This is a genomic window from Amycolatopsis heterodermiae, assembly GCF_034929455.1.
Taxonomy (GTDB): domain Bacteria; phylum Actinomycetota; class Actinomycetes; order Mycobacteriales; family Pseudonocardiaceae; genus Amycolatopsis; species Amycolatopsis heterodermiae.
This window is the reverse complement of the sequence record NZ_JAYFSI010000014.1, coordinates 163,813-188,047: the sequence shown is the minus strand read 5'-3', so window position 1 is coordinate 188,047 and position 24,235 is coordinate 163,813. Positions and strand designations below refer to the sequence as shown.

Here is a 24,235-nt window from a genome sequence, read left to right as displayed (position 1 = left end):
TCACCCGGCCACGTCTCCGAAGTCATCGAACCCGCCGGTCACGGCTACCCTCGCGGGGGTGAGGACGATGTGGGTGGCCGCCGCGGTGTGCGGCCTGCTGGCCCTGCTGCTGGGGCTCCCGTTCGCCGGCGGCACGGCTCCCGGCGCGGTCGACGCGCAGGCCGCAGCCGCCGTCGCGCGGCTGGGGCCTGCCGCGGCGCGGATCCTGGTGCTGCCGACCGAGCCGTACGTCGTGGTCGTGCTGGCCGCGCTCGCCGTCTTCCTGTGCCTGCGCGCCGGGCGGCGGCTCGAGGCCGTGCTCGCGCTGGCCGGGCCGCTGCTGGCGATCCTGCTCAACACCTGGCTGCTCAAGCCGGTGTACGACCGGTGGAAGAACGACACGCTGGTCTACCCGAGCGGCCACACCGTCGGCCTGGTCTCGGTGCTGACCGTGCTGGTGCTGGTCACGCGCAGGACCTACGTCGTCGTGCTGAGCGCGCTGGCCCTGCTCGCGGCGGCGGCCGGGCTGGTGGGGATGGGCTACCACTACCTCACGGACGTCGTCGGCGGGACGCTGTTCGCGGTCGCCGTCGTGCTCGTCACGTGGTCTGTGCCGCGTCGCGTGCCAGCGCCGTCAACCGGCTGACCGCGCGCAGGTACTTCTTGCGGTAGCCGCCCTCGATCATCTCCTCGGTGAACAGCGACGGCAGCGGGTCGCCCGAGACGACGACCGGGATCGCGCGGTCGTAGAGCCGGTCGGCCAGAGCCACCAGCCGCAGCGCGACGTTCTGGTCCGGCGCCGGGTGGATGCCGCGCAGGTGCACCCGGGTGACGCCGTCCAGCAGCTTCCCGTACCGCGACGGGTGCAGCTCGCCCAGGTGCGCGCACAGCGCGTCGAAGTCGTCCACAGTGGACCCCTCGTGCGCCTCGACGGACGCTTCCAGCTCCTCGGCCGAAACCGGCGGCGGCGCGTCCGGCAGCCCGCGGTGCCGGTAGTCCGGACCGTCGACGCGCACCACGCCGAACCGGGCCGACAACGTCTGGATCTCGCGCAGGAAGTCCTCGGCGGCGAAGCGCCCTTCACCGAGCTTCTCCGGCAGCGTGTTCGACGTCGCCGTGATGTACACCCCGGCGTCCATCAGCTCCTGCAGCAGCCGCGTGACCAGGGTGGTGTCGCCCGGGTCGTCCAGCTCGAACTCGTCGATGGCCAGGATCCGGTGCTCCGACAGGCGCCGCACGGCCTCGGCGAAGCCCAGGGCGCCGACCAGGTGGGTCAGCTCGACGAACGTGCCGTACGCCTTCGGGGACGGCGCCGCGTGCCACGTCGAGGCCAGCAGGTGGGTCTTGCCGACACCGAACCCGCCGTCGAGGTAGAGCCCCATCGGGCCGGACGGCGCCGGCGAGCCGCCGAAGAGCCGGAACTTCTTCTTCGCCGCACGGGCACCGACGCGCTCGGCGAACGCGGCGCAGGCCTCGACCGCGGCGGCCTGGCTGGGCTCGTCCGGGTTCGGGAGGTACGTGCCGAACCGCACGGCGTCGAACCGCGGCGGCGGCACCAGCGCCGTGATCAGCTCGTCGGCGCCGAGCTCGGGACGGCGGTCGGTCAGGTGCGCGGGCATGGTCGCAGAGCCTATCCGCCCGTCCCGGCGGCCCGGGATCACCGGTGAGTAGCCGTATCCCCCGGTGGAGAACGGGTTCCGGGCCATGTTGGGATGACTGGGTGCGGAGCGTGTGGCCACCATCACCGGGCGAGCTGACCGGAACCGACCTGGAGGCGATCTACGCCTACCCGGCGGACCTCGACCGTCCGTGGGTCCAGGTCAACTTCGTCTCCTCGGCCGACGGCGCCGTCGAGGTCGACACGACGTCCGCGGGCCTCTCGCACGCCGCCGACCGGCAGGTCTTCCTGCTGGGCCGGGACCTCTGCGACGTGATCCTCGTCGGCGCCGGCACCGCCCGCGCCGAGAACTACCGCGGGGTCCGGGCGGGCGCGAAGCGGCTGGAGCGGCGCCGCCGTCTCGGGTTCACGGGCGTCCCGCCGATCGCCGTCGTGACGCGCACCGCGGACCTCGATCCCCACTCTCCGCTGTTCACCGACACGATCGTGCCCCCGATCGTGGTCACCACGACCGGCGCCGACACCGGGCACCTCGAGGGTGTCGAGGTCCTGCGCGCCGGGGACGACGACGTCGACGTCACGCGCGCGCTGGAGCTGCTGGCCGAACGCGGCCTGTACCGCGTCGACTGCGAAGGCGGCCCGCGCCTGTTCGCCGAGCTGATCGCCGCCGACCTCGTCGACCAGCTGTGCCTGACCGTCGCGCCGCTGCTCGTGGCGGGCGGCGCCGGGCGCATCGCCGCGGGCCCGGCGCCCGCCGCGCCGCGCCGGATGGACCTCGCCTCCGTGCTCGTCGAGGACGGCTTCACGCTCCTGCGCTACCGCCGGGGCGCCGGATGAGCGACGACGTCACGCTGGTCGAACGCGCCGCCGAGGGCGACGAAGCGGCGTTCGGCGCGCTCGTGCGGCGGCACACCCCGCGGATGTACCGGGTGGCCCTGCGGATCACCGGCAGCGCCGCCGAGGCCGAGGACGTCGTCCAGGAGGCGTGGCTCGCCGCCTGGCGCTCGCTGGGCACCTTCCGGCACGAGTCGGCCGTGTCGACCTGGCTCTACCGCGTCGTCACCAACGGCGCGCTGGCGATCCTGCGCCGCCGGAAGCCGACGATGTCGCTGGACTCACCCGAACCCGCCGGGCAGTCCACTCTGGACAGTGCGCTGCTGGCCGCGGCCGACCCCGGGCCCGAAGGGCGCGTCGTGCGCGCCGAGGAGGTCGACGCGGTGCTGCGCGCGATCGGCAGGCTCGAGCTGTCCCAGCGGGTGCCGCTGGTGCTGCGGGAGCTGGAGGGACTGAGCTACGAAGAGGTCGCGGAAGTACTCGACGTGAACGTCGGCGCCTTGCGCTCCCGCCTGCACCGGGCCAGGGTGGCGCTGCTCGCCGAGCTGAGGGAGCGGTGATGGCGCCGGAAACCGACCCGGAGCAGGACCCCCGCTGGGACGCGGTGCGCGCGGCCGCCCGGCGCCGCGTGCCGACCCCGCCCGGCCTGGTCGAACGCGTGCTGCGCGCGGTGGCCCGCGGCCGCCGGACGGCGCTGGACGTGCCCGGCGAGGCGGGCCACCTGCGGGTGACCGAGCAGGTCGTCGTCCGGCTGGCCGGCACGATCGCCGCGGCCCGCGCGCCGGCCGGCGTCCGGATCTCGGCCGTGGCGGCCGAGGAGGACGTCGTGCAGGTGCTGGTGTCGGTCCGCTTCGGCATCGCGGCCGACCAGGCCGCGGAGACGCTGCGGCGGGAGATCACCGCCGAGCTGTCCCGCCAGCTCGGTGTCGCGACGGCGGTGAACGTGCACGTCGTCGACGTCCATCCCGGCTGACCATTCCCCCGAATGGGTGACCTTGCGTGAGAGCCCCGTGGTCGCGGGCATCGTAGGTGACGACAAGACCGCTCGAAAGGAGCTTCCAGGGATGCATCCGGAACGGACCGAAAGCCCCGGCGCGCTGACCCCGCTCAACGAGGAGGGCGCCGCCGGCCGCACCACGATCTCGTCACTGGTGGTGCAGAAGGTCGCCGGCATGGCCACCCGGGAGGTCACCGGGGTGTACGCACTGGGCGGCGGCATGTCGCGGGCGTTCAGCGCCCTGCGCGAGCGCATCCCCGGCTCCGGCACGGTCACCACGTCCGGCGTTTCGGTGGAGGTCGGCGAGAAGCAGACCGCGATCGACCTCGACGTCGTCGTCGAGTACGGCGCGCGCATCGCCGACGTCGCCCGCGCGGTGCGGCGCAACGTGATCACCGCCGTCGAGCAGATCACCGGGCTCGAGGTGATCGAGGTCAACATCGCCGTCAACGACATCCACCTGCCGGGCGAGGACCAGCCCGAGCTCCCGTCGCGGGTGGAGTGACCGGGCGCGCGCGGGACGACCCGGAGGCCCGCGCGGCCTTCCGGGAGTTCGTGCGCACCCACCACCCCGACGTCGGCGGCGACCCGGCCGAGTTCGCCGAAGGGCTGGCGCGGTTCCGGGCCGGGCCGTCCGAAGTGGACGATGCCCGGTACGACGCGCCGATCCGCTTCGTGGTGAACCGCCGCGGGGTGGCCGCCGTGTTCGCGCGGCTGCGCCGTCGCCGACGCCCGCCCCGCGTGCGCTGATCAGTGGAAATCCCTAGGAGGACGAAGTGAACGCAACGAAGACCGGGCTGCTGGCCGGGCTCATCCTCGGCCTGGCCGCGACCCAGGGGTTCACCGCGTTCCTGGTGACCCTGGCCGTCGGGATCATCGGCCTGGTGGCCGGCCGGGTCCTCGACGGCGAGCTCGACCTCGGCGAGCTGTTCGGGAAGGGCCGCGACAAGTGAGCAGGCTCCTCGACGTGCCGCGCGAGCTCGCCGAACCGGACGAGCGCGGCACCCTCACCATCGGCCACGCCGTGGTGCGCAAGGTCGCCCAGCACGCCGCCGACCAGGTGCCCGGCACCGCGCGGGCCGGCAAGAAGGGCGCGAACGCGCGGGTCGGCGGCCAGGACGACGAGGTGGATCTGGCCCTGGAGCTCGCCCTGCACTACCCGGCGGCGGTGCGCGCGGTCGTCGGCGACGTCCGCGAACGGGTCGTCGAAGAGGTCGAGCGGATCACGTCCTACCAGGTCCGGACGCTGGCCGTGACGGTGTCGGCGCTGCTGCCCGACGTGCCGCCGAGGGTGCGGTAGCCGTGCGCCCGATCGTCCGGCTCCTGTCCACCCTGCTCGGCCTGGCCTTCGCCGCCGCCGGGGCGCTGCTCGCGCTCGAGGTCGGCTGGCACTGGTGGCGCCCGGGCTCCGGGCCGCTGCTGGTGCCGTGGCCGCGCTGGCAGGCCGCCCTCGCGGCCCTGGGCTGGGACGCCTACACCGTGCGCGTCGCCGCCGTCGTGGTGGCCGTCGCGGGCCTGGTGCTGCTGCTGTGCGCGCTGGCGGCCAAGAGCCGCGCAGTCCGGCTGACCGACCCGGCCGACGACGTGAGCGTCTCGACGTCCCCGCGGTCGCTGGCCCGGCTGGTCGGGCTCGTCGTGCGGGCGCAGGACAACGTCGCGGGCGCGTCGGTCACCGCGAGCGCCCGGCGGGTCCGGGTGCGCGCGACCAGCAGGCTCGAGACCGAGGGTGAGCTGCGGCCGCGCCTGCTGGAGACCGTGGCCACGCTGCTCGACGACGTCCCGCTGGCCCGGCGGCCGAAGGTCAGCGTCGTCGTCGACTCGCCGAAGGACCGCCGATGAGCAAGTCCGCCGCCACCAAGGCGCTTTCCCGGTCGTACGCGGGCGAACGCGCGCTGACGTTCCTCGTCGGGCTGCTGGCCCTGCTCGGCGGGGCACTGGCGCTGGTCGTCGGCGCCGGCTGGCTCGGCGAGTTCCGCGGCCGGCGCCCGCTGCTCGACCCGATCGCCGTCGGCTGGCTGGGCGGGCACGCCACCCCGGCCCGGATCGCCGCGATCGTGCTCGGCGTGCTGCTGCTGGTGCTGGGCCTGCGCTGGGCGCTGCGGTCGCTGCGCCCGGAACCGCGGCCCGACCTGGACCTCGACACCACCGAGGGCGCCGAGCTGGTGGTCACCGCCGGGGCGATCTCGGGGGCGATCCAGGCCGACGCGGAGCAGCTCGACGGCGTCAGCCGCGCCCGGGTCCGGGCGGTCGGCTCGCGGACTTCTCCCGCGTTGCGCATCACGCTGTTCCTGCACGAGGGCACCGACCTCAAGGGCGTCTGGGAGGACCTCGACCTCCGCGTGCTGACCAGGGCGCGCGAGTCGCTCGGGGTGGACGTCCTGCCCGCGGCGGTGCGCCTGGAGCTCGACACGAGCCAGGCCAAACGCGTGCGCTGAGCGGCGTTGTTCCGCAGAATGCCGTCATGCCCCTACCGCTGCAGCCGCCGCTGAAGCCGATGCTCGCCAAGCCCGCCAAGGCCATCCCGGACTCCGGCGGGCTGCTGTTCGAGCCCAAGTGGGACGGCTTCCGCTGCATCGTGTTCCGCGACGGCGACGAGCTGTACCTGCAGTCGCGCGCGGAGAAGCCGCTCAACCGGTACTTCCCGGAGGCGGTCGCGCGGCTGCTCGAGATCCTGCCGCCGCAGGTCGTGCTCGACGGCGAGCTCGTCGTCGCGCGGGACGGCCGGCTCGACTTCGACGCCCTCACCGAGCGGATCCACCCCGCCGAAAGCCGCATCAAGCTGCTGTCGGCCGAGCAGCCCGCCGAGTTCGTCGCGTTCGACCTGCTCGCCCTCGGCGACGAGTCCTTCCTGGACGAACCGACCTCGGCCCGCCGCGAACGCCTCGAGAAGCTGGCCGACGGCCGGATCTCGCTCACCCCGGCCACCACCGACCCGGAGACCGCGCGGCACTGGTTCGAGCTGTTCGAGGGCGCCGGCCTCGACGGCGTCATCGGCAAGCCCCTGGACGAGCCCTACACGCCGGGCAAGCGGGTGCTGTTCAAGTACAAGCACGTGCGCACCGCCGACTGCGTGCTGGCCGGGCTGCGCTGGCACGTCGACGGCGGCCCGGGCGACCTGGTCGGCTCGTTCCTGCTCGGCCTGCACGACGAGGCGGGTGTGCTGCACCACGTCGGCACCGTCGGGTCCTTCCCGAAGGAACGGCGCCGCGAGCTGGCCGAAGAGCTGGCGCCGCTGATCACCGACGGCGAAGACCACCCGTGGGGCGGCAAGGCCACCGGCGAGGCGCAGCGGATCCCCGGCGGGATCACCCGCTGGCGCGCCACCGAGCACGCATGGGTGCCGCTGCGCCCCGAGCGCGTCGTCGAGGTCGCCTACGAGAACACCGAGGGCGGCATGCCGTCGCGGTTCCGGCACAACGCGCGGTTCGTGCGGTGGCGCCCGGACCGCGATCCCGCGTCGTGCGACTACGGCCAGCTCGACGAACCGGCCCGCTACGACCTCGACGCCGTCTTCCGCGGCCAGGTGGTGCGCACCCGCTAACCCGCGTCCCACACCGGACGTGGAAAGCTCACCGGTGTCCCGACCTTGATCTACGTGAGGACTTCGCCCGTGCGCCGCCGCCGTTCCCGCCTGCTGGTCGCGCTGCTCGCCCTGGCCTCGGCCGCGGGCTGCGCCGCGGGCCCGTCGGTGCGCCCGGCGCTGGTCGAGAACGACGGCCCGGCGAAGTCGGCCGCACCCAGCGCCACGCCGCCGGTGCCGCTGCCGCCGCTGGGTGAGCCGCAGTCGTCGACCCTGAAGTGGTCCGACTGCGACGACGACACCCGCCAGCGGACCGGCACCCCGCCCGTCCCGGACACCCTGCACTTCACCTGCGCCCGCGTGCCGGTCCCGGTCGACGCGCCGGACGAGCCGCGGCGCTCGGTCATGCGGCTGCTGGCGCTCAAGGTCGGCGACGGGCCGGTGCCGCTGGTCGTGGTCAACGACGTCACGGGCGAGCCGGGCACGATCCAGGCGGCCCGCCTCGCCGCCGCGCTGCCGCCGGCGTTCCTGCAGAGGTTCTCGCTGATCGGGCTGGACCGGCGCGGCACCGGGATGTCGGGGGCCGTGCAGTGCGTGCCGGCCGAGATCCGGCACGACCTGATCGACGCCGACCCGGCCCAGGGCGGCCTCGCGGACGTCCTGGACGCCGCGCGCAAGGCCGGCCAGCAGTGCGCCATCGAGCTGGACGACACCCAGACGGCGCTGGACAGCTGGCGCGCCGCGGGCGACCTCGACCAGCTGCGCCAGCAGCTGGGGATGGAACGGCTGAACGCGCTCGGCCGCGGCGACGGCTCGAAGGTGCTGGCGGACTACGCCGTGCGCTTCCCCGGCCAGGTCGGGCGGATGGTGCTCGACGGCGTCCCCGACCCCGGCCCCGACTCGGCCGCGGTGCTCGACGCCGTCGCCGGCGGCGCCCAGTCCACTTTGGACGCCTTCGCGGCCGACTGCGCGGCCCGGGCGTGCTCGCTCGGCGACCCGAAGGCCGCGCTCGCGTCCCTGACCGGCCAGCTGCGCCGCACCCCGCCGCCGAACGACGACGGGACCGCGTTCGGCCCGGGCATCGCGATGTTCGCCGTCTACACCGGACTGGCGCAGCGCTCGCGCTGGGCCGAGCTGGCCGACGCGATCGTGGCGGCGAAGGGCGGGAACATCGCGCCGCTCGCCGCGTTCGCCGCGCCGGCGCTGCACGACTCGCGGGCCCAGCCGTCCCGGCTGGACAGCACCATCGCGACGCACTGCAACGACAGCCAGACCCGGCTCTCGGCCGACCAGCTCGACCAGGTCGCCGCCGGGATGCGGGCCAAGTACCCGGAGTTCGGCGCGGTCGTGGCCCAGCAGCTGGCCTGGTGCGGCCCGTGGCCGGTGCGGACCGAGCCGCTGCCCCCGGCGGGCGCCGCGGGCGCGCCGCCGATCCTGGTCACGGCCACCGCGGCCGACCCGGTCACCCCGCAGGTCGGCACCACCCGCGCGGCCGACCAGATGCCGTCCGCGGTGACGCTGACCTGGCAGGGCGCGGGCCACGGCGCGATCGGCACGTCCCCCTGCGTCACGGACGCGGCGACCGGCTTCCTCCTCGACGGCAAGATCCCCGCCGACGGCACCCTCTGCCCCGCCTGACCGGTCGTGAGTGGGAAACAGGGTTGGAACACTGTTTCCCACTCACGAGCGTCACTGCCGGTAGGACTCGACTTCGGAGACCGGGCGGGCCTGGGCGTCCTCCGGGTTCTCGTGGAACTCGGTTTTCGCGCGGCGCTGGCGGAGCAGGTCCCAGCACTGGTCCAGCGACTGCTCGACCGTCGTGAGGCGGTCCTTGTCGGTGCCGTTCAGGCCCACGCCCACCGAGCGCGACCGGAGCTCGTGCTCCTCCGCGATCAGTTCGTCGATCCGGCCCAGGATCTCGCTGTCGGCCATCGTGTCCTCCTCGTGCGCTGGTTCGCTCGGTAGCAGACGCTACCGCGCGCCCGGGAATTCCCGCCGCGCCCACTTCGTTGACCAGGTCATGAGCACCGTTGAGCTGACCGCCGAGAACTTCGACCAGACCCTCAATGACAACGAGTTCGTCCTCATCGACTTCTGGGCGAGCTGGTGCGGACCGTGCCGTCAGTTCGCGCCGGTGTACGAGAAGGCGTCGGAGAAGCACGAGGACATCGTGTTCGCGAGCGTCGACACGGAGGCGCAGCAGCAGCTCGCGGCCGCCTTCGACGTCCGTTCCATCCCGACGCTGGCGATCATCCGCGACAAGACCCTGATCTACGCCCAGCCCGGCGCGCTCCCCGAGCCCGCGCTGGAAGAGCTGATCAAGCAGGCGCGCGACGTCGACATGGCCGAGGTCAAGCGCAAGGCCGCCGAAGCCGAGACGGCCGAGCAGGCGTAACACCCAAGTCCGTGAAGGCCACCTTGAGGGACGTAGAGTCCCTCAAGGTGGCCTTCACGGCTTTTCAGGACCGGGTGGCCAGGCCGCGCAGGAAGAAGCCGAGGTTGGCCGGGCGCTCGGCCAGGCGGCGCATGAAGTAGCCGTACCACTCGTCGCCGTAGGGCACGTAGACGCGCATGCGCGAGCCCGAAGCCGCGATCCGCGCCTGCTCCTCCGGGCGGATGCCGTAGAGCATCTGGAACTCGTGGTCGTCGTCCGTGCGACCGTGCTCGTCGGCCAGCGCGGCCGCGATCTCGATCATCCGCGGGTCGTGCGAAGCGACCATCGGGTACCCGGAACCGGCCATCAGGACGCGCAGGCACCGGACGTACGACTTGTCGACGTCGGCCTTGTCCTGGAAGGCGGCCGACTCCGGCTCGGCGTAGGCGCCCTTGCACAGCCGGACCCGCGAACCCGGGCCGGACAGCTCGCGGCAGTCCTGCTCGGTGCGCCGCAGGTACGCCTGCAGCACCGCGCCGACCCACGGGTACTCGCCGCGCAGCTCGCGCAGGATGCCGAGCGTCGAGTCCGTGGTGGTGTGGTCCTCCATGTCGAGCGTCACGGTCGCCCCGACCGCGTCCGCCGCGGCGCAGATCTTCCGGGCGTTCTCCAGCGCGACGTCCTCGCCGTTCGACGGCAGGAACTGGCCCACCGCCGACAGCTTCACCGAGACGTCGGCGCCGTCGGCCAGCCCTTCGGATGCCAGGGCCGACAGCACGGCTTCGTAGGCCGCGACCGTCGCCGCCGCCTGCGCGGCGTCGGTGGTGTCCTCACCCAGGTGGTCGAGGGTGATCCGCCAGCCGCCGGTCGCCAGTTCCCTGGCGACACGCACGGCGTCGGCGGTCTCGGACCCGGCCACGAAGCGGCGCACCACGGATCGCGTGGCGGGCACCGCTTCGACGAGCCGCCGGATGCCCTTCGAGCGGGCGGCGGCGAGCAACGGGGCACGCAGCATGACGGTCTCCCTCTCAGCCCTGGTGCGGGTAGCGCACGGAAGTCGGCGGGACGAACGTCTCCTTGATGGAGCGGGGGCTCGTCCAGCGCTGCAGGTTGAAGATCGAGCCGGCCTTGTCGTTGGTGCCCGAGGCCCGCGCGCCGCCGAAGGGCTGCTGGCCGACGACGGCACCGGTCGGCTTGTCGTTGACGTAGAAGTTGCCGGCGGCGAACCGCAGCGCCTCGGACGCCTTCGCCACGGCCGTGCGGTCGTTGGCGATGATCGCGCCGGTCAGCGCGTACGCGGCCGTCTCGTCGACGAGCTTGAGCACGGCGTCGAAGTCGCCGTCCTCGTAGACGTGCACCGAGAGGATCGGGCCGAAGTACTCGGTCGAGAAGATCTCGTGCTTCGGGTTGTCCGAGACGAGGATCGTCGGCTGGACGAAGAAGCCGTCGGTGTCGTCGGCCGTGCCGCCGGTGAGAACCTCCACCGAGGCGTCACCCTTGACGCGGTCGAACAGCTCCGCGTGCTTGGTGAACGCGCGCCGGTCGATCACCGCGCCGCCGAAGTGCGAGAGGTCGGTGACGTCGCCGTAGGACAGGGCTTCGGTCTCGGAAACCAGACCGTCCTTCACCCGGTTCCAGACGCTGCGCGGGATGTAGGCCCGCGAAGCCGCGGAGCACTTCTGGCCCTGGTACTCGAAGGCGCCGCGGACGAGCGCGGTGCGCAGGACGTCGACGTCGGCCGACGGGTGCGCGAGCACGAAGTCCTTGCCGCCGGTCTCGCCGACCAGGCGCGGGTAGCCGCGGTAGCCCGCGATGTTGGCGCCGATCGTGCCCCAGAGGTGCTGGAACGTCGCGGTCGAGCCGGTGAAGTGCACGCCGGCCAGGTCGCGGTGGGTCAGGGCGACCTCGGAGACGGCCTTGCCGTCACCCGGCAGCAGGTTGATGACGCCCGGCGGCATGCCCGCCTCTTCCAGCAGTCGCATGGTCAGGTGCGCGGCGAACGACTGCGTCGGCGACGGCTTCCACAGCACCGTGTTGCCCATCAGCGCGGGCGCGGTCGGCAGGTTGCCGGCGATCGCGGTGAAGTTGAACGGCGTGATCGCGTAGACGAAGCCTTCCAGCGGCCGGTGCTCCAGGCGGTTCCACACACCCGGCGAGCTGATCGGCTGCTCGGTCAGCACGCGGCGGCCGAACTCGACGTTGAAGCGCCAGAAGTCGGCGAGCTCGCAGGCGGAGTCGATCTCGGCCTGGGTCGCGGTCTTGGACTGGCCGAGCATGGTGGCGGCGTTGATCGTGGCGCGCCACGGGCCGGTCAGCAGGTCGGCCGCGCGCAGCAGGATCGCGGCGCGGTCGTCGTAGGACAGCCCGCGCCACTCCGGCGCGACCTGCGCGGCCGCGGCGATGGCGTCGGTCGCGTCCTGCTGGGTGGCGCTGTGGATGGTGCCCAGCACGTGGCGGTGGTTGTGCGGCTGGACGACGTCGATCTTCTCGCCGCCACCGGAGCGCTGCTCGCCCCCGACGGTGACCGTGAGGTCGACGGGTTCCGCCTGGCCCAGCCGCTTGAGCGCACCCTCGAGTTCCGCGCGCTCCGCGCTGCCCGGCGCGTACGTCAGCACCGTCTCGTTCTTCGGGGCGGGGGTCTGGGTCACGGCGTCCACGGCGGCTCCTCTGCAGCGCTCTTCCAAGTCCTGATGCCCCGAACGGTAACCCCGGACACGTGTTCTGGGTTTGTCCGAACCGCTAAAATCACCTCTATGAGCTTGTCCGAACGGCCAACGTCTCTGCGGCACGTGCTCGCCACCCTCGGCGAACCGCTGGTCGAGGTCGTCGTGGCGCCGCACGGCCTGGGCGTGCCGGTCTCGGACGTCGTCATCCTCGACCCCGAAGACCCGCTCGAAGCGAGCCCCGGCGACCTGGTCCTGGTGATCGGCGCGCGCGGGCGGGCCGCGGCACCCGCGATCCGCGCGGCCGGACGCGGCGGTGCGGCGGCCGTCGCGGTCAAGGGCAGCGGCGGGGCCGAGGTCGCCGCGGACGCCGGCGTCGCCCTGCTCACCGTCGGCGCCGAAGCCCGCTGGGAGCAGGTGGAGTCACTCGCCCGTGGCGTCGTCGAGGCCGCCCGCGCGGGCGGGGAGGCGGCGAGCGGCGAGGTGCTCGGCGACCTGTTCGCGCTGGCGCAGACGATTGCGACGCTCACCGGCGGGCTCGTCAGCATCGAGGACACGGCCAGCCGGGTGCTCGCCTACTCGCGCGCCGGCGACGAGGTGGACGAGCTGCGGCGGCTGTCGATCCTCGGCCGCGAAGGCCCGGAACGCTACCTCGCGCTGCTCCGCGAATGGGGTGTCTACCAGCGGCTTCGCGCCGGCGAGGGGATCGTGCGGATCGACGAGCGCCCGGAGCTGGGCATCCGTCGGCGCATCGCGGCGGGCATCCACGCCGGCACCCAGCCGCTCGGCACGATCTGGGTCCAGGAGGGCGCCCAGCCGCTCACCGAGCAGGCCGAGCTGGCGCTGCTCGGCGCGAGCCGCGCGCTCGCCCCGCAGCTGATCCGCGCCCGCACCCTGCCCAGTCCCGAGCTGCGGTTGCGCGAGGACCTCCTCGCGAGCCTGCTGGAAGGCAAGCTGGACGCCGAGTCCGTCGCCGACGACATCGGCGCCGACCCGGCCCGCCCGGCCCAGGTGCTCGCGTTCGCGTTGAGCCGGGCGGAAAACCGGCAGCTGCGACGAGCCGAGCTGGTCCACCTGATCGCCGTGCACACCGCCGCCTACCGCCGCAGCGCGCTGGTCAGCGTGATCGGCGGGCGCGTCTACGCGCTGCTGCCGGACCTGCCCGAGCACTCGGACGCCGCCGTCTTGGCGCTGGCGAAGGAGATCGTCGGCGCGGCGCGGCGCCACCTCGAGGTCCCGGTGCGGGCCGCACTCGGCGGCGTCGTCCCCCGGCTGTCCGACGCGGCCGTCTCCCGCGGCGACGCCGACCGCGTCCTGGCCACGATGGCGCGCGGGCACTGGCCGTCCGACGTCGCGTCGCTGGCCGACGTCCGCGCCGAGGTGCTGCTGTCGGAGGTGCTGGCCTACCTCGGCGACCAGCCGCGGATCCGCGACCCGCGGCTGACGGCGCTGGTGGAGCACGACGCCGAGCACGGCGGCATCCTCGTGCCCGCGGTGCTGGCCTGGCTCGACGCGTTCGGCGACGTCCGCGCGGCCGCGTCGGCGCTGAACATCCACCCCAACACCGTGCGGTACCGCGTCCGGCGCGCCGCCGAAGTGTCCGAAGTGGACTTCGGCGACCCCGCCCAGCGGATCCTTACTCAGCTGCAGCTGCGGCTCTGAATCGCTACCTTGGCCGTCGTGGATCTCTTCTCGCTTTCGTGGACGGCGTTGCGCGCGGCGGTGGACGGTCTCGAGGGCGGCCAGTGGGCCCGCCCGTCGGGCTGCACCGGCTGGCTGGTGCAGGACCTGGTGTTCCACCTGGTCATCGACGCGCAGGACGTGCTGATCACCCTGGTCACGCCGACCGGCGCCGCGGCGAACATGGACGCCGTGACGTACTGGCAGCTCGCGGACCCGCCCACGGGCGTCGACGCGGAGACGGCGTTCGTCCGCCGCGGCGCCGCCGCCTACCGCGACGCCGGCGGCCTCCGCCACCACTTCGACGACCTGGCGGCCGCCGCCGGCCGGGCGGCCGCCGCGGCGGACCCGGCGCAGCGGGTGGAGACGTGCGACCGGGTCATCACCGTCGCCGACTACCTCGGCGTGTACGTCGTGGAGTGGACGCTGCACCACCTGGACCTGGTCGCGCACCTGCCCGAGGTGGCAGGCCCGCCGCCGGAGGGGCTCGCGTACACCCGGCAGGTGCTGGAGAGGTTCGCCGGCACGGCGATCAGCGACCAGCTGGACGACACGGACGCGCTGCGGGTGGTCACGGGCCGCCGAGCCCCGACGGAGACCGAGACGGCCGCACTGGGCACCCTCGCCGCCCGGCTGCCGCTGGTCCTCGGGTGACCGCCCGGGAACGGCGTCGCCGATTCGCCACGGGCAATTGACGACACGATAGTCCGGCAACCGGAATTTGATTCACCGACGTGGTGTCCGGCGAATTCGTCGACGGGTCACGGAATTCAAGCGGGAACGCGGAGATCCGCCAAATCGGCGAGAGCGGCGAACGAATCCAGCCGCGCGGACTGGTCGTAGGCCGCCGTCGTCGCGAGGACCTCGTCGGCGGCGGTGGTCTCGACCAGTGCGCCGAGCCGGTCGCCGACTTCGGCGGGCGTGCCGGAGATCTGGCCGTCCAGGGTCTCCTCGAGACGACGGCGCTCGCGCTCGGTCATCGGCAGGGCCAGGACCTCGGCGGGCGGGGACAGCGGCGGGAAGACGCCGTGGGAGCGCGAATAGACCGTCGCCCAGGCCTCCGAGACGAGCAGGCGCCGGGCGTCCGCCGCCGACTCCGCGACCGCGATGGCCGTCGAGACCACGACGTACGGCTCCCCCGCCCACTCCGACGGCCGGAACCCGTCGCGGTAGCGCGTCACGGCTTCCTTGAGCGCCTGCTCACCGCGCACCGGCGCGATCACCAGCGGCAGCCCGAGCTCGGCGGCGAGGTCCGCGCCGGAGCCGGTGGCCAGCAGGAACGGCGGCACGCGCAGCCCTTCGGCCGGGTACGCGTGGACGCCGGGATAGCCGTGGTCGCCGGTGAAGAACCCGAGCAGCTCCCGCACCTGCGCGCCGAAGTCGTCGGCGGCTTCCTTGCCCTGGCCGAGCGCCTCGCGGATGCCGCCGGTGAAGCCGACGGAGCGGCCCAGCCCCAGGTCGATCCGGCCCGGGTGCAGCGCTTCGAGCACGCCGAACTGCTCGGCGACGACCAGCGGGCGGTGGTTCGGCAGCATCACGCCGCCGGTGCCGACGCGGATGCGCGACGTCGCCCCGGCGACGGCCGCGGCCAGCACGGTCGGCGCGGACCCGGCGACACCGGGCACGCCGTGGTGCTCGGACACCCAGAACCGGTGGTAGCCCAGCGCTTCGATGCGGGCGGCGAACGCGACGGTGTCCCGCAGCGCCCGCGCCGGGGTGCTGCCGCGCCGCACGGGCGAACGGTCGAGCACGGAGACCTTCACACCGGGTGCAACGCCCGGCGCGCGACGGGATTCCCGTCAGGGGCGCCAGCGCTCGCTGTAGTCCGAATGGTCGGCGTAGGGCAGCGCCAGCAGGCGCAGCGTGAGGCACCAGTTCGAGCCGGCCTCGTCGGCGGGCACGTGGCAGGTCTCACACCAGTATTCGCTGCCGTAGAGCGGAAACCCGGGGACCTTCTCGGACACCGTGGTGCGGTGGGCGAGCAGGATCCGCCGTGTCGCCTCGATTTCGTTGATCATCTGGTTGACCACGTCGAGCTCGAGGTCGATCAGCCCGCGGATCCGCTGCTCCACGGCGACCTTCGTCTCCCCGCGGTTCATCGACTCGCCGGCCTTGGCCTTGTTGACGGCCTGCATGATCAACGCCTGCCGCGCACCCACGCGCGCGGCGAGGAATGCGATCAGGTCGTCCACGAAGGGCCTCCCACTCGTCGAACCCGCCCCCGGCATTGTCCCGGGGAGTCGTCGATTCGGGACCGCACGTTACGCCGTCGGCGACCATGATCGTGACGCCGAACTCGGCTGTGCAACATTTGTGACCCGAAAGGCGACAGCACGCGCTTGGATGATCACTCCGCGTTTTCCGCAAGCCGGGAACGATAAAGGCTTTGACGACTTTCCCGGTCACGGGTGATCCACGGCACCCCAGTGGTCTGGCCCACTCCCGCGTCAGGCCTCCGGCTCCGGGCGCGCCTTGCTCGGCTGGACCCGCTTCGGCTCCCCCGGCATCTTCGGGATGCCTGCCGCTAGCTCGCTGTGCTCACCTGCGTATTCCCTGGCTGGTCAGAACCGCTTTGCGGCAGGATGCCGGGCGAGTTTTCAGGGGGCGGATCGCGTCAGCACGACGTTCACGAGCCCGGCGAGTCACGGTACCCGCCGGACTGTGATCTTCGCCTCAGTGCCCGTTGAGACTGGGGTGACGGCGCGATGACCGACGAACAAGCCACCGAAGCCGTCCGCGCCCGCTACGCCGCGGCGTCGCCCGGACGTCTCGCCAACCTCGCCCGCGACTGGACCCAGGTCATCGGCCGCGAAGACTACCCCGAGGCCGCCGAGCGCCTCGAGCTCATCCGCGCCGCCCAGATCGGCGGCGTCCCCGTCGGCACCCCGGCCGCTCGCGGGGTGATCCGGTGAGCGACCTCGACGACAACCTCGTCCTCGGCCGCCTGACCATCGCCGAGCGCGACGCCGCCTTCGCCCGGGTGCGTGCGCACTTCGACGACGGCGAGCCGCTGGGTACCGACGACGTGCGCACGCTGCTCGCCGACCACGCGCGGGCCACGTCCTTGGTGACGCAGCTGCAGGAACGGCTCCGCGGCGAGAAGCACCACCACGAGAACGACGTCCAGCGGCTCACCACCGAGCGAGACGCGCTGCGAACCCAGGTCGCAGCCCAAGAGCAGACGCTCCAGATCGTCACCGAGCAGACCAACGACTGTGTCGAGAAGGTCGACGCGGCGCTCGGTCACCGCTACCACATCCCGGGCGTGCACTACTCGGTGCCGCACATCGCCGAAAAGGCTGCCGCGGACCTCGACCTCGCCGTGTGGCTGCACGCCGAGCGGGCTTGGCAGCTCGACGAGATGCAGCTCGACGTTGAGAAGTACCGCGACTACCTGCAGATGGCGAACCGCACCACGGAACGCCGCGGGCGAGAGCGGGACGCCGCCCGGGCCGAGCGGGACGCGCTGCAGGCCCGCCTCGACGCCGCGCTGGCGAAGCTCGACAAGGTCCGCGAAGACATCCGCGAACTGATCGAACTGCGCGAGGCGGGCGCCCCGATAGACCCTGCGCCGCTGTCGGCCCTTGACGAGGTGGAGGAGAGCGTCCGCGCCGCGCTGCAGGGCGACCAGCCCGCCGAGCCTCGCGCCAATCGCTACCCCGGCGAGTGCCAGAACCCGGGCTGCACCCGCGAAGACGGCGTCTGCATCGGCTACCACTGTCCCGGCTGCGGCAAGCCGACGACCAGCATGGGCCACCCGGACTGCGTCCCGCCCGCGGAACCCACGTCGCGCGCTATGTCGAGTCTGCAGGACGCGGTGACCGAGCTGCGCCGCCGGATCAACAACACGTTCGCGCTGCATGCGCGGGACGACGACGGCGACTGCCGCGAGTGCGGCGTGGACGCGTACGGAGAAGCGATCGCGTGGCCATGCGCCACCGTCGCCGCGCTGCAGGCCGCCGAGCCCCCCGGGGAGGCCGACCGTGACTGACCTCCACCTCACGACGACCGTGTGCTGGTGCGCCCAGGCCGCCGTCGACGGCCACGTCAACGAGGACGGCAGCCGACCGGGCCCGCCCGACCTCGACGACACCACGAACTGCCCCATCGGCCGCAGCTGCACCGGCTGCGACACCGAGACCGGCCTCACGGTCGTCACCGCCGTCACCCAGGTCGGCATCCTCTGCGTCACGATCTGCGGCCTGTGCGCCGAACTCGGCAACCTCCCCGGCCTCGCCTGCTCAGCCGCCGCGATGCAGGTCCTCGACCACTGCGGGCACCTCGACATCGACCTCGACGAGATGGCCGCCGCCATCGCCGCCGAACCCGTCGAAGCTGACACCGGGTGGCCGCAGTGACCCGGCACCTCGCCCGCGCCGCCGTCCTCCTGGCCGGCGTCGTCGGGCTGCAGCTGAGCCGGGCGTCCGAGCTGTCCTACGCGGGGCCGGTGTTCATTGTGGCGGGCCTGGTCCTCGTCGGGCTCGTCCGCTGGTCGTGGAGGGCGAGCGGCTACACCACCGCCGAGCGCAGCTCGACCGGCCGGCGTGTCGCGATCGTCGCCGCCAGCGTCGCGATCCTGTCCGCGGCCGCCGTCGGCGGGGCGGACGCCCAGGACGGCACCGCCGCGCCACCGGCGTCTCCGGAGCCAACGCTGGGCGAGCCGAGCCCGTCGACGACGCCGTCCGCCGAGCCAGCACCGGAACCGACCGCGACGCCCAGCTCGGCCACCCCGACACCCACCACCGCAGTCTCGACGACTCCGGCCACGCCGACGAGCTCGGCCACGCCGCCGCCCTCGAGCGCGCCGCGCGCGTCGACGTCGGCACCCCGCCGGACGGCGCAGTCGAGCGAGACCGGTGCCGGCGCGGCCGCGGTGCCCGGCCCGTCGACCACCTCGACGACCGGCGCCAGGCCGACGGACACCGAGTACTCCTGGCTGGCGCCGTGGCGGCCGGCCAGCGACCGGCCGGAGATCCCGCTGCTCGCCGCCATAATGATCCTGGGTGGCGGTGGTGGGTTCCTGTACGTCCTGGAGCGCGGGCGCGGCCGGCGCCAGCGCGCACGTCCGTAACGGAACCGGTGATCGAAACGCTCTAGAGGTCACCAGTCCTTCGGAGGGGAACATTCATGAACGTCGCTGCGGTCGACAACTCGTCACAGGCCCTCGGGCAGGCGGTGGGCGTGGTGCTCGTCGTCGCGCTGCTCGCGCTGGTGCTGTTCTTCGTGGTGAGGGCGGCCGTCCGCTCGGCGAACCGCAGCAAGCCGAAGGACAAGTAGGCCGGCGCAACGACGCCCCCAGCACCCTGCGGGTGTGCCGGGGGCGTCGTTTGTTCGGCTACGCCTGGCGGACCTGATCGATCACGGCACGCCACGCCGCGGCCGACAAGGTTATCTGGCCGCCTTGCCGGTCCTTGGTGTCACGCACATCGACGTCGAGGTCGCCGATAGCGACCTCGACGCAGTTGTTGCCTTCCTGGCTATAGCTGGAAACCCGCCAGGTCTTGCTACCTCCCGGTATGATCATCCTGTCCTCATCTCGTTGCGACGGGCGGCGTAAGCCCGTCGATGACGCTGGCGATGAGCTCGGCCGATTCCGTCGGGCTCATCGCCGCCTGCACGACCAGCTCGACCGCGGCACGGTACGCAGCTACGTCTTCTTCTCGGTGCAGGATCAGGCCGGACCGTCGGGTCTCCAGGAACACGATCGCTGGCGTGCCCGCGGCCCGGGGTTCGATCAGCGTGAACGCGCCTTCGAGGTTCGGTCCCCAGCCTTCTTCGGCGGTGATCCGGATCTCGACGTTGTCCCACTTGCTGATCTTGAGTAGGTATTCCAACTGCTTCAGCATGACGGCGCGGCCGCCGATGACGCGTCGGATGGCGGGCTCGCCGATCAACGCGACCAGGGCGGCTGGTTCGGTGCGCTCGTCCGGGCTGATGACGGCGCGTCGGCCGAGTCGAGTCGCGACGCGGGTGCTGATCTGTTCGGGCGGGACGGTGCCTCCCGAGGACATGATCGCTCGGGCGTACCCCTCGGTCTGCGCGATGCCGGGGATGAGCAGCGGACCGTTCTCGACGATCCGGCCGGCCTTCTGCTCGAAGTCGACGTAGGCCTCGTGCTGGCGGGCCTGGTCAGCGAGGCTCGTGGCGACCCATTGTGCGGCGTCGGCGCCGTCGAGCAGGCCCACGATCTCCTCGTAGCGGACGCCGGTGACGTCGAGGCGGGTGAGGATCGTGCCGAGCTCGTGTTCCTTCGGGACGGCGTGGCCGTTCTCGATGTTGGATAGCCGACTCTTGGCCATGCCGATGGTGCGCGCGAACTCGCTCAGGCTGATGCCGGTGGCGCTGCGTTCTTGCCGGATCGCCGCGCCGAGACGCAGCGCCTTCGAGGTTGTGGCGTCTTCGTTCTCGGGCATGCAACGAGCATAGGACACACATGGGCAGACTTTGGGGTCACCCGATCAGGCCATTGCGGGCCATACGTTCCGTACGTTCCAATGTTTCGAGAACGGCCGGAACGTTCAGAACGGCGTCACCGGCGCAGCGACCATACCGCGGGGCGGCGATGACGATGCAGGGACGTGGGTGGCGCAAGGAACGCCTCGTCGTACTTCGGGACCTGGTGACCGGCCACGACGTCCCCGTGTGGACAGGCCTGACGCCCGACCCGAACTCCGACACCGGCCGCCTGGTCGCCGTCATCGCCTACGGCGACGGCCCGACGCTGCGGCTCGACGCGAACGCCGGGCAGCTGCGGGTCAACATCAGCGCGACCACCGACGACCAGGCAGTCGAAGAGCGTCTTCGCACGCACACGCCGCGGACGGGCCGATGATCGTGGACACCACCTCCTACGCCGTCCAGGCCCGCGCCCGACTATGGAACCTGATGCTGGGCGGGAGCGAGGCCTACGAGAACGACCGCTGGCTACTGGACAGCCTGACGAAGGCCGTGCCGAACGTTGCCCAGCTGGCGGTGAACGAGCGCGAGTTCGTCGACCGACTCTGGCGGTACGCGAGCGGCACGCGCGGGATCGAGCAGGTCGTCCACATCGGCGCGCCGCTTCCCGCCGGCCTTCCGCCACACCGGAGGCTCGCCCAGCCCGGCCGGGTGGTGTATGTCGAGAACGAAGAGCTGCTCGCCCGCAAGGGTGAGGCTTGGCTGACCGGACCGGACGTGGCCGTCGCCCACGCGGACCCGCTCGACATCGCCGAGCTGGTCGACGCGGTCAGCAAGACCGAGCTGCGCAGTGGGACGCTCGACTGGCTGGAGCCGATCGCCGTGATCGCGCCCGGCGTGCTGTCCTGGGTCGGCGAGCCCCAAGCGCGCACGTGGGTGAAACGGCTCCTCGAGGAACTGCCCACGGGCTCGGTGCTCGCGACGACGCACCTGTTCGACCCGCAACTGGCGGAGAGCGTGGTGCCGATCGAGCAGCTGCTGTTCCACCTGGACGGCCAAGTCGGCGCCGGGTTCTTCCGGCGCCAGGCCGCGATCGAGAATCTGATCCCCGCCGGCGTGGCGCTGGATCACCCAGGAATGCAGCTCGCCGTTGACTGGTGGCCGAACGGGCCGCGGCTGCGCCCGGTGTCGCTGGTCGACCAGCTGCTCGCCGCCGTCGTTGGGACGATCTCCCGCTCCACCTGATCCCCGGCCCGGCGCGCAGAGTCCGACTGCTCGCTGGTCCGGCGCCGCGCGGCGGGTTCCGCGCGGCACCCCTGCCGGGGCCTGGTCCATCCCCCCTCGTCCAGGTCCCGGCAGGGACTCCAGCTCCGCCCGCTCCGCACCCCGGTTCTTGCACGGCCTGCAGGGTCCACGTGAGCGGGGCGGGCGGACCAGACCGCGCTTGTCCCTGCGGGTGAGCGCGGAGCCGGGCCCCGGGTGCTGCCGGGGCCCGGCGCAAACCCGAAATAGCCAAGAGAGGGGAGCAAAGGTGGACCAGGAGACGACGCCCTTGCGCCGCAACGGCAATCGGCATCACCTCGACTACAACGAGTACGCCAGGGCGTACCGGAACGGTGCCTCGGTGCGCGACCTGGCAAAGGCCGCGGGTGTCGCGTACTCGACGATGCACGCCGGCCTCACGGGCAGCGGCGTCCAACCTGGACCTGTCGGTAGTCGCCTGACCCGGTCTCGATCTTCGAGCGCGGGACGAGCTTCGCGCGCAGTGCCATGATCGTTCTCCTTCGAGGTGAGTTACTGCTGGGAATCAGCCGCGGCGGCCGGTCCGATGTGGACCTCGCCGGTGATCTGGATGTTCTGCTTCACCGCGTCGGTGACGATGGTCTTCACCTGGTCGACGGTGAGGTCGGGCTCGGCGGACAGCGCCGCCACGGCGGCGGTGAGGCCCGCGACCGAGGACGTCAGCTGGGCGACCTGCCCGGCCATCGGCGCGATCGCGCCGAGCACGTCCCTGACGTAGTACCACTTGCCGTCGGGAGCCTTGACGCTTCCGGCGAGCAGGAACTCGAGGTCTTTCTGGTCGAATGCCACGTCTTCCTCCTGTGCGTTGTGCTGGCCCCAGTCGGCTGCCAGGACGTCGTTCACGTCGACCTGGATCCCGCCGACGTAGATTTGCCCGGCGCGCTGGTACAGGTGCCGGGTTTTCGCGGTGCGGCCGCGGGACCACGCGACGGTCTGCCAACCGAAGCGGGCCAGTCCGGCGTCGAGCACCGCGTCGAGCACATCGGCCTCGCCGTACACGCCGGCCGGGCGGCCGCCGAGCACGGAGCCGATGCCGCGGAAGTACTCGAGGACCGTGCCCATCTGGCCGGTGATGTCCTGGTCCACGGCGAAATACAGCGGCCGCGAGGCGGGGAAGCCGACGGCGGCCGCGTCAGCGACGATCGCTTGGGCCGCGGTCACGCCGCGCGGGCGACCCTTCAGCGCGTCGCCGGCGGCGTCTTCGAAAACGAGGGCGACGCCGACGCCCTGCCGGTCCATGTCCAGGTACTCGGCCCTGGTGATGTTCTTCGTCCGACCGGGCGTTCCGGCGTAGCGAACGACGCCGACGTGCTGAGCAGCCTTGACCGCGGCACCCGTCGGCCGGCCTTGGGAGTAGTCGAGGGCGGTGGGCATCAGCTTCCTCCGAGGGGTAGGGGCGGGTCGGTGCTCGGCGGCGCCGAGCGGGTGCACGTGTAGCGGGGCGCGGCCGGGTCGAAGTCCGGCGCCCGGGTGCAGCTGCCGGTCGAACCGTCCGGGTAGGTCGTCGTCCACCCGGCCGGCGGCTGGCCGTCGGCGCCGCGGCACTCGCTCGGCTCCGACACGCATGTCGGGGTCTGGCCGTTCGTGCCGTTCGTTCCCGCCTTCCCTCGGCACGGCTCGTCGGGCTGCCCGCAGTACGCGGCGACCGCGCTGGCGACCTGCGTGGCGGTGGCGTTCGCGCCGTCCTGACCGTCGTCGCCGTTCTTCGGCGCCGGGATCTTCGCGACGACGGCGTCGACGATCGCCTCGAACGGCGGAGTGGATCCGTCACTCCCCCGGCACGGGTGCGTCGGCGCCGCGCAGTACTCGGCGACCGCCGTCTTCGCGGCCTGCCGCAGCTGCGCCGGGTCTGGCTGCACCGAGGCCTGCGCGACCGGCGCCTGGTCCTTCACCTCGGCGGCCTTCGCGCACGCTCCGCGCTGCACGAGCTCGGCCGCCGCCGGGCCGCCCTTCGCGCACGCCTCGGCGACCTGGTCGGCCAGCGTCTTCGCCTGAGACTGGACCGCGGCGGCGTCCTGCTTGACGACGATCGGGCTGACCGTCGCCCACACCGCGGCCACCACGGCGACGACCGACAGGATGAAGGCCACGATCGCGATCCGGCTACGCATCTACGTCACCGACCTTCCGCTTCGCGCGTGCCGCGGCGTCCTCGGCCCGCCACCGACGCCGGCGTTCGTCGTCGACCTGGTCGCTGTTGCGTTCGCGCTCCTTGTCGAGCAGCGCCTGGACGCGCTCGGTGCGCTGGTCGGCGCGTTCGGCGCGACGCTCGGCGCGCAGCCACAGCCAGACCAGCACGATGACGACCACGAGCAGCGCCGCCGACGGACCGGCGCTCTGCAGAAGCTGACCGATGTCAAGTGCACCCACCGTCACCCCTTTCCGACTTCGAGAACAGACCATGTTGGACGGTCACAGTGGCCGCCAGCTGAGCGCGATGTGGTTCTGCCGTCCGGCGCCGGTCTCCAGCGCCTTCGTCGAACCGGTGGTGTGCAGCACCGAAACCTTCACGATGTCGTTGGCGGACACTGGAAATCCGGTTGCGATGTTCCCCTGAAGGGTCGAGCCGCCGTTCGTTCCCGTGACGAGACCACCGTTGAGCTTGATCTTCAGTTCGTATCCGGTGGTCCCCGACGCCATTCGGACAGCGGATTCGGCCTCCAGCCAGCCCGCTTGCAGGATGGTGATGTTCGCGGCGGACACCGAAAAGTACGCCGTGTCTGCCGCGATCAGTGTCCCGAAAGGGATGTCGGTGTCGGTGCTCGTGGTGCAGTTGGTCGCCACGTTGGTCTCGTAGCGGAGCGCGTGCGCGAGCAACTTGTTCAGTTCTGAGGCCCGGACCTTCTGTCCCGCAGCGAATGCCATGGTCGTC

Annotated in this window: 34 protein-coding genes; 22 read left to right on the top strand and 12 right to left on the bottom strand. The window is 72.5% G+C overall.

Translation table 11 applies throughout. The features are described from left to right. Positions 1 to 73 precede the first annotated feature (73 nt). A complete protein-coding gene (locus tag VA596_RS41905) occupies positions 74 to 625 on the top strand; it encodes a phosphatase PAP2 family protein (protein ID WP_323335366.1) in 552 nt (183 codons plus the stop codon). On the opposite strand, the gene zapE is transcribed toward VA596_RS41905, so the two are convergent. Continuing rightward, positions 579 to 1,598 (bottom strand): cell division protein ZapE, encoded by a 1,020-nt coding sequence (gene zapE / locus VA596_RS41900; RefSeq protein WP_323335176.1) that lies wholly within the window; start codon positions 1,596 to 1,598, stop codon positions 579 to 581. The two genes, VA596_RS41905 and zapE, sit on opposite strands and share 47 nt — an antisense overlap. 101 nt (positions 1,599 to 1,699) lie before the next feature. On the opposite strand from zapE, the gene VA596_RS41895 reads away from it, so the two are divergent. The 11 genes from VA596_RS41895 to VA596_RS41845 all read left to right on the top strand — a co-directional run bounded on the left by VA596_RS41895 (position 1,700) and on the right by VA596_RS41845 (position 8,586). Continuing rightward, entirely contained in the window at positions 1,700 to 2,434 is a 735-nt protein-coding gene (locus VA596_RS41895; protein ID WP_323335174.1) for a pyrimidine reductase family protein, read from the top strand. After that, the gene (locus VA596_RS41890) at positions 2,431 to 2,991 is read left to right on the top strand and encodes an RNA polymerase sigma factor (protein WP_323335173.1); all 561 of its coding nucleotides are present in this window, start codon (positions 2,431 to 2,433) and stop codon (positions 2,989 to 2,991) included. Before VA596_RS41895 ends, VA596_RS41890 begins: the two co-directional genes overlap by 4 nt. Then, positions 2,991 to 3,404 (top strand): Asp23/Gls24 family envelope stress response protein, encoded by a 414-nt coding sequence (locus tag VA596_RS41885; protein ID WP_323335171.1) that lies wholly within the window; start codon positions 2,991 to 2,993, stop codon positions 3,402 to 3,404. Before VA596_RS41890 ends, VA596_RS41885 begins: the two co-directional genes overlap by 1 nt. A 91-nt stretch (positions 3,405 to 3,495) precedes the next feature. Next, the gene (locus VA596_RS41880; protein ID WP_323335169.1) at positions 3,496 to 3,933 is read left to right on the top strand and encodes an Asp23/Gls24 family envelope stress response protein; all 438 of its coding nucleotides are present in this window, start codon (positions 3,496 to 3,498) and stop codon (positions 3,931 to 3,933) included. Then, positions 3,930 to 4,178, top strand: coding sequence for a hypothetical protein (locus tag VA596_RS41875; RefSeq protein WP_323335167.1), 249 nt, complete (start codon positions 3,930 to 3,932; stop codon positions 4,176 to 4,178). Before VA596_RS41880 ends, VA596_RS41875 begins: the two co-directional genes overlap by 4 nt. Before the next feature lie 26 nt (positions 4,179 to 4,204). Then, a complete protein-coding gene (locus VA596_RS41870) occupies positions 4,205 to 4,381 on the top strand; it encodes a hypothetical protein (protein WP_247011731.1) in 177 nt (58 codons plus the stop codon). After that, a complete protein-coding gene (locus VA596_RS41865; protein ID WP_323335164.1) occupies positions 4,378 to 4,728 on the top strand; it encodes an Asp23/Gls24 family envelope stress response protein in 351 nt (116 codons plus the stop codon). The genes VA596_RS41870 and VA596_RS41865 overlap by 4 nt, the downstream gene beginning before the upstream one ends. 2 nt (positions 4,729 to 4,730) lie before the next feature. Beyond that, positions 4,731 to 5,267 carry a DUF6286 domain-containing protein gene (locus tag VA596_RS41860; protein WP_323335162.1) on the top strand — a complete coding sequence of 179 codons (537 nt, stop codon included), beginning with the start codon at positions 4,731 to 4,733 and terminating at the stop codon, positions 5,265 to 5,267. Beyond that, positions 5,264 to 5,863 carry an Asp23/Gls24 family envelope stress response protein gene (locus tag VA596_RS41855; protein WP_323335160.1) on the top strand — a complete coding sequence of 200 codons (600 nt, stop codon included), beginning with the start codon at positions 5,264 to 5,266 and terminating at the stop codon, positions 5,861 to 5,863. Before VA596_RS41860 ends, VA596_RS41855 begins: the two co-directional genes overlap by 4 nt. A gap of 26 nt (positions 5,864 to 5,889) precedes the next feature. Continuing rightward, positions 5,890 to 6,969: an ATP-dependent DNA ligase gene (locus VA596_RS41850; protein ID WP_323335158.1), complete on the top strand. Its 1,080-nt coding sequence runs from the start codon at positions 5,890 to 5,892 to the stop codon at positions 6,967 to 6,969. 69 nt (positions 6,970 to 7,038) lie between these two features. After that, a complete protein-coding gene (locus VA596_RS41845; protein ID WP_323335365.1) occupies positions 7,039 to 8,586 on the top strand; it encodes an alpha/beta hydrolase in 1,548 nt (515 codons plus the stop codon). A 51-nt stretch (positions 8,587 to 8,637) separates the two neighbouring features. On the opposite strand, the gene VA596_RS41840 is transcribed toward VA596_RS41845, so the two are convergent. Beyond that, positions 8,638 to 8,880 (bottom strand): DUF2630 family protein, encoded by a 243-nt coding sequence (locus VA596_RS41840; protein ID WP_323335156.1) that lies wholly within the window; start codon positions 8,878 to 8,880, stop codon positions 8,638 to 8,640. An 88-nt stretch (positions 8,881 to 8,968) separates the two neighbouring features. Here VA596_RS41840 and trxA point away from each other — a divergent pair, with 88 nt between their 5' ends. Then, entirely contained in the window at positions 8,969 to 9,343 is a 375-nt protein-coding gene (trxA, locus tag VA596_RS41835; protein WP_323335154.1) for a thioredoxin, read from the top strand. A gap of 64 nt (positions 9,344 to 9,407) precedes the next feature. On the opposite strand, the gene VA596_RS41830 is transcribed toward trxA, so the two are convergent. Both VA596_RS41830 and pruA read right to left on the bottom strand, forming a co-directional pair. After that, positions 9,408 to 10,337: a proline dehydrogenase family protein gene (locus tag VA596_RS41830; RefSeq protein ID WP_323335152.1), complete on the bottom strand. Its 930-nt coding sequence runs from the start codon at positions 10,335 to 10,337 to the stop codon at positions 9,408 to 9,410. A gap of 13 nt (positions 10,338 to 10,350) precedes the next feature. After that, on the bottom strand, positions 10,351 to 11,979 hold the full coding sequence (gene pruA, locus VA596_RS41825; RefSeq protein WP_323335150.1) for an L-glutamate gamma-semialdehyde dehydrogenase: 1,629 nt from the start codon (positions 11,977 to 11,979) through the stop codon (positions 10,351 to 10,353). A gap of 96 nt (positions 11,980 to 12,075) precedes the next feature. Here pruA and VA596_RS41820 point away from each other — a divergent pair, with 96 nt between their 5' ends. Together VA596_RS41820 and VA596_RS41815 are read left to right on the top strand one after the other, a co-directional pair. Next, entirely contained in the window at positions 12,076 to 13,647 is a 1,572-nt protein-coding gene (locus tag VA596_RS41820) for a PucR family transcriptional regulator (RefSeq protein WP_323335148.1), read from the top strand. Between the two features lie 18 nt (positions 13,648 to 13,665). Next, on the top strand, positions 13,666 to 14,319 hold the full coding sequence (locus VA596_RS41815; RefSeq protein ID WP_323335146.1) for a maleylpyruvate isomerase N-terminal domain-containing protein: 654 nt from the start codon (positions 13,666 to 13,668) through the stop codon (positions 14,317 to 14,319). Positions 14,320 to 14,435: 116 nt separating this feature from the next. On the opposite strand, the gene VA596_RS41810 is transcribed toward VA596_RS41815, so the two are convergent. Beyond that, complete coding sequence (locus tag VA596_RS41810; protein ID WP_323335145.1) at positions 14,436 to 15,416, bottom strand: LLM class flavin-dependent oxidoreductase; 981 nt, start codon at positions 15,414 to 15,416, stop codon at positions 14,436 to 14,438. 48 nt (positions 15,417 to 15,464) lie between these two features. After that, positions 15,465 to 15,857, bottom strand: coding sequence for a DUF6221 family protein (locus VA596_RS41805; RefSeq protein ID WP_323335143.1), 393 nt, complete (start codon positions 15,855 to 15,857; stop codon positions 15,465 to 15,467). Between the two features lie 513 nt (positions 15,858 to 16,370). On the opposite strand from VA596_RS41805, the gene VA596_RS41800 reads away from it, so the two are divergent. Genes VA596_RS41800 through VA596_RS41780 form a run of 5 tightly spaced genes read left to right on the top strand, consistent with a single transcriptional unit; the run spans position 16,371 to position 18,942 of the window. Then, positions 16,371 to 16,577: a hypothetical protein gene (locus tag VA596_RS41800; RefSeq protein WP_323335141.1), complete on the top strand. Its 207-nt coding sequence runs from the start codon at positions 16,371 to 16,373 to the stop codon at positions 16,575 to 16,577. Continuing rightward, positions 16,574 to 17,656: a hypothetical protein gene (locus tag VA596_RS41795; RefSeq protein ID WP_323335139.1), complete on the top strand. Its 1,083-nt coding sequence runs from the start codon at positions 16,574 to 16,576 to the stop codon at positions 17,654 to 17,656. The genes VA596_RS41800 and VA596_RS41795 overlap by 4 nt, the downstream gene beginning before the upstream one ends. Then, positions 17,649 to 18,023 carry a hypothetical protein gene (locus tag VA596_RS41790; protein WP_323335138.1) on the top strand — a complete coding sequence of 125 codons (375 nt, stop codon included), beginning with the start codon at positions 17,649 to 17,651 and terminating at the stop codon, positions 18,021 to 18,023. Before VA596_RS41795 ends, VA596_RS41790 begins: the two co-directional genes overlap by 8 nt. Next, positions 18,011 to 18,736 (top strand): hypothetical protein, encoded by a 726-nt coding sequence (locus VA596_RS41785; RefSeq protein ID WP_323335137.1) that lies wholly within the window; start codon positions 18,011 to 18,013, stop codon positions 18,734 to 18,736. The genes VA596_RS41790 and VA596_RS41785 overlap by 13 nt, the downstream gene beginning before the upstream one ends. 56 nt (positions 18,737 to 18,792) lie before the next feature. Then, positions 18,793 to 18,942: a hypothetical protein gene (locus VA596_RS41780; RefSeq protein ID WP_323335135.1), complete on the top strand. Its 150-nt coding sequence runs from the start codon at positions 18,793 to 18,795 to the stop codon at positions 18,940 to 18,942. A 58-nt stretch (positions 18,943 to 19,000) separates the two neighbouring features. On the opposite strand, the gene VA596_RS41775 is transcribed toward VA596_RS41780, so the two are convergent. Continuing rightward, positions 19,001 to 19,189, bottom strand: a complete 189-nt coding sequence (locus tag VA596_RS41775; protein ID WP_323335134.1) for a DUF397 domain-containing protein — start codon at positions 19,187 to 19,189, stop codon at positions 19,001 to 19,003. Positions 19,190 to 19,196: 7 nt separating this feature from the next. Beyond that, positions 19,197 to 20,078: a helix-turn-helix domain-containing protein gene (locus VA596_RS41770; protein WP_323335133.1), complete on the bottom strand. Its 882-nt coding sequence runs from the start codon at positions 20,076 to 20,078 to the stop codon at positions 19,197 to 19,199. 149 nt (positions 20,079 to 20,227) lie between these two features. Here VA596_RS41770 and VA596_RS41765 point away from each other — a divergent pair, with 149 nt between their 5' ends. Both VA596_RS41765 and VA596_RS41760 read left to right on the top strand, forming a co-directional pair. Next, positions 20,228 to 20,497, top strand: coding sequence for a hypothetical protein (locus VA596_RS41765; RefSeq protein WP_323335131.1), 270 nt, complete (start codon positions 20,228 to 20,230; stop codon positions 20,495 to 20,497). Beyond that, a complete protein-coding gene (locus VA596_RS41760; RefSeq protein WP_323335129.1) occupies positions 20,494 to 21,306 on the top strand; it encodes an SAM-dependent methyltransferase in 813 nt (270 codons plus the stop codon). Before VA596_RS41765 ends, VA596_RS41760 begins: the two co-directional genes overlap by 4 nt. A 549-nt stretch (positions 21,307 to 21,855) precedes the next feature. On the opposite strand, the gene VA596_RS41755 is transcribed toward VA596_RS41760, so the two are convergent. The 4 genes from VA596_RS41755 to VA596_RS41740 are packed head-to-tail and all read right to left on the bottom strand — an operon-like array spanning position 21,856 to position 24,228. After that, on the bottom strand, positions 21,856 to 22,737 hold the full coding sequence (locus tag VA596_RS41755; protein WP_323335126.1) for a glycoside hydrolase domain-containing protein: 882 nt from the start codon (positions 22,735 to 22,737) through the stop codon (positions 21,856 to 21,858). Next, a complete protein-coding gene (locus tag VA596_RS41750) occupies positions 22,737 to 23,474 on the bottom strand; it encodes a hypothetical protein (RefSeq protein WP_323335124.1) in 738 nt (245 codons plus the stop codon). Before VA596_RS41750 ends, VA596_RS41755 begins: the two co-directional genes overlap by 1 nt. Beyond that, positions 23,467 to 23,733: an MYXO-CTERM sorting domain-containing protein gene (locus tag VA596_RS41745; protein ID WP_323335122.1), complete on the bottom strand. Its 267-nt coding sequence runs from the start codon at positions 23,731 to 23,733 to the stop codon at positions 23,467 to 23,469. Before VA596_RS41745 ends, VA596_RS41750 begins: the two co-directional genes overlap by 8 nt. A gap of 42 nt (positions 23,734 to 23,775) precedes the next feature. Continuing rightward, positions 23,776 to 24,228: a hypothetical protein gene (locus VA596_RS41740; RefSeq protein ID WP_323335120.1), complete on the bottom strand. Its 453-nt coding sequence runs from the start codon at positions 24,226 to 24,228 to the stop codon at positions 23,776 to 23,778. Between the last annotated feature and the right edge of the window lie 7 nt (positions 24,229 to 24,235).